General features: G+C 36.3%; 2 protein-coding genes and 4 tRNA genes. All 6 read left to right on the forward strand.

Annotated features, from left to right (window positions below):
• The first annotated feature begins 89 nt into the window (after nt 1-89).
• A tRNA-Thr gene (locus tag DD829_RS18360) sits at nt 90-163 on the forward strand.
• Nucleotides 164-183: 20 nt separating this feature from the next.
• Nucleotides 184-264, forward strand: a tRNA-Tyr gene (locus DD829_RS18365).
• Between the two features lie 85 nt (nt 265-349).
• Nucleotides 350-422: transfer RNA gene (locus DD829_RS18370), tRNA-Gly, on the forward strand.
• A 40-nt stretch (nt 423-462) separates the two neighbouring features.
• Nucleotides 463-534, forward strand: a tRNA-Thr gene (locus tag DD829_RS18375).
• A gap of 290 nt (nt 535-824) precedes the next feature.
• Complete coding sequence (locus tag DD829_RS18380) at nt 825-1,505, forward strand: response regulator transcription factor (protein WP_076390699.1); 681 nt, start codon at nt 825-827, stop codon at nt 1,503-1,505.
• A 1-nt stretch (nt 1,506) separates the two neighbouring features.
• Complete coding sequence (locus DD829_RS18385; RefSeq protein WP_108411661.1) at nt 1,507-2,841, forward strand: ATP-binding protein; 1,335 nt, start codon at nt 1,507-1,509, stop codon at nt 2,839-2,841.
• The last annotated feature ends 94 nt before the right edge of the window (nt 2,842-2,935 follow it).

Consider the following 2,935-nt stretch of genomic DNA (forward strand, 5'->3'; position numbering starts at 1 on the left):
ATATCACACTCTTAAAAAGCGTGATTTTTTTTACTACTGAAATGATGTAGAGTAGAGTTTCTCACAGCGTTCAGTCCATTTATTAAAATGCTTCCATAGCTCAGTTGGCCAGAGCACGTGATTTGTAATCTCGGGGTCGTGGGTTCGAATCCCTCTGGAAGCTCAATTTAATATAAAATATCTGGGGAGATTCCAGAGTGGCTAAATGGGACTGACTGTAACTCAGTTGCTTCGGCTTCGTAGGTTCGAATCCTGCTCTCCCCACATTTTATATTAGAAAAAAAGTTGCATAAATAAAGGATTTTCCTTAAGTTTGCACAGCGTTACCAATAATTTTGGAAACAAAATTGCGGAAGTAGCTCAGTTGGTAGAGCGTCAGCCTTCCAAGCTGAATGTCGCGGGTTCGACCCCCGTCTTCCGCTCAATAAAAATCACGCTTTTTGGTGTGATTTTTTAGTTTAGGCCGACTTAGCTCAGCGGTAGAGTGCTTCCTTGGTAAGGAAGAGGTCACGGGTTCAAGTCCCGTAGTTGGCTCTCATCATATCCCGATTTCTTCGGGATATTTTTTTGCCTTTATTTTTATGTATGAATTTTGTCTGAAATATTTAAAAATTTTCATAAAACCTAAAAATAGCGAGGCTTACCTTACCGATTCTGTTAAACACTCCCCATAAAAACAATTTGAATTCATGTGATTTTTCAGGATTAAAATTTTCAGAAGCATTCAGTACAAATCTTAAAATTCAATTAAAAGTAATTCCTGCACTTTTGAATTCCTTTACAATCATCAAAAATTTCGTTACATTCGTATAAAATAATTTTCGATGAACATTCTTTTATTGGAAGACGATTTAATTCTTTCAGCGGAACTTTGCAAATTTCTGGAGTCAAATAACTTTACATGTGACAAGATTTATGATGGGGAAACATTTCTTCGCCAGATCAGGAACAGTTCCTACGATTTATATCTTCTGGACATCAATGTTCCGAAAATTAATGGATTGGACGTTTGTCAGACCATCCGTTCTTTCGATAAAAATACGCCCATCATCATTATTTCGGCTTACGGAGATCTTTCCGATAAGAAAGATGCGTTTACACGTTTGGCGGATGATTATCTGGTAAAACCATTTCAGTTTGAAGAATTATTATTGCGCATCAATTCTTTGCTGAGAAGAAAAGCGCCTTCTGAGAATATGGATCAGGAAATTATAAGAATCGATGATCTGATAGTAAATAAAACCGAACAGAAAGTCTATCGTGGCGGAAATGAAATCAATCTTACCCTGAAAGAATTTCAGTTGTTGGTTTACCTTGCAGAAGCGCAGGGAAGAACGGTTTCCAAGCAGCAGATCACGGAACACGTTTGGGAACATAATTTTAATACGAACACCAATACCGTTGAAGTCTACATCAATTTTTTACGAAAGAAGATCGATAAAGATTTTAAAGTAAAACTTATCCACACCCGTTCCGGTTTCGGATATTATCTAAGCCCGTTATAGAATGTCTCTAAAAAGGAAGATCGCGCTCAATCTCAGTATTGCCTTTTCATTGCTTTTTGCTATTGTAATGGTAGTTATTTATATGTCTTTTAATGATTTCCGCAGAGAAGAATTCAAAGAAAGATTCAGGCAGAGACTGGAGTTCACTTCCCATTTCATTGCCAAGTCTAAAGATTTTGAAGAAGAAGCACCTGTCTTTTTTAATGAAAATTCAGATAATATTCTTTTAAATGAAACCATATTAATTTTTAATGGGCAAAAAGAATTGATCTATAGCACCATTAAAGACCGCAATGTAACCTGGGATAATGAACTTCTGAAAGAACTCGACGAAAAAAAAGTAATCTATTCCGAAAAGACGGTTCCTGAAATTTATGCGGCATTAAGAACCATCAACGGAGAAAACTATTATATTTTAACAAGTGCTTTCGACACCAACGGAAAATCAAAACTGGCGTATCTTAAATATCTTTTAATAACAGCTTATGTGATGAGTGCGCTTCTCATCGGTTTTTTCAGTTATTATTTCATGGGGCAGTTTTTAAAACCTCTGGAAGATCTTAATCAGGAAATTTCTGAAGTTACGGCACATAAATTAACAACACAGATTCCGGTTCGTAATTCTAATGATGAGATTGATGTTCTGGCAAAATCGTTTAACACAATGATTGGGAGGCTGGACGACGTTTTCCAGTCGCAGAAAGATTTTACCGCAAGTGCTTCCCACGAAATACGGACTCCCATCACAAGAATGGCTTTTCAGCTTGAAAATTTAATAAAATTCGGAGAACATTCTCCTGAGACTTTATCATCTTTACAGCAGATTCAAAGGGATGTGTATCAGCTTTCGGATCTTACCAATTCACTTTTGCTGCTTACCAAATTCGACAGGGAAAATATCCAGAGCATTTACGAAGAAGTGAGAATTGATGAAGTCATTTTCGAATCTTTTGAAGCGGTTGAAAAAAGCTACCCCAAATTAAAACTGGATTTTCTTATTTCCGAAGATACTTCTGAAGATGCACTTTTAACCATTAAAGGAATTCAGTCTTTACTCGATATTGTTTTCATCAACTTATTTAAAAATGCGGCTATCTATTCCGATGATGTGGAAGTGGATGTATTGATTAAAGAAAATGACGAACATCTGATTGTTGATGTCATTTCCCATGGAAACACCATTCCGAAAGAAGAACAGACAAAACTTTTTGAAGCCTTTAAAAGAGGAAAAAATTCTCAGAATATTTCAGGTTCCGGATTGGGTTTAAGAATCGTTAAACGGATTCTCGAATATCACGGCGCTAAAATTACCTATACTTCTCCGGCAGATCTCTAGTCATGGTCGGAAGAAATCCGACCTCTTTTATGTTTTGAAAACTTTGTCTGGATTTCCTCCTGCAAAAATGATTAATACAGCTGTAATCATATCC

It is taken from the genome of Chryseobacterium sp. HMWF035 (assembly GCF_003094695.1).
GTDB classification, from domain to species: Bacteria; Bacteroidota; Bacteroidia; order Flavobacteriales; family Weeksellaceae; genus Chryseobacterium; species Chryseobacterium gambrini.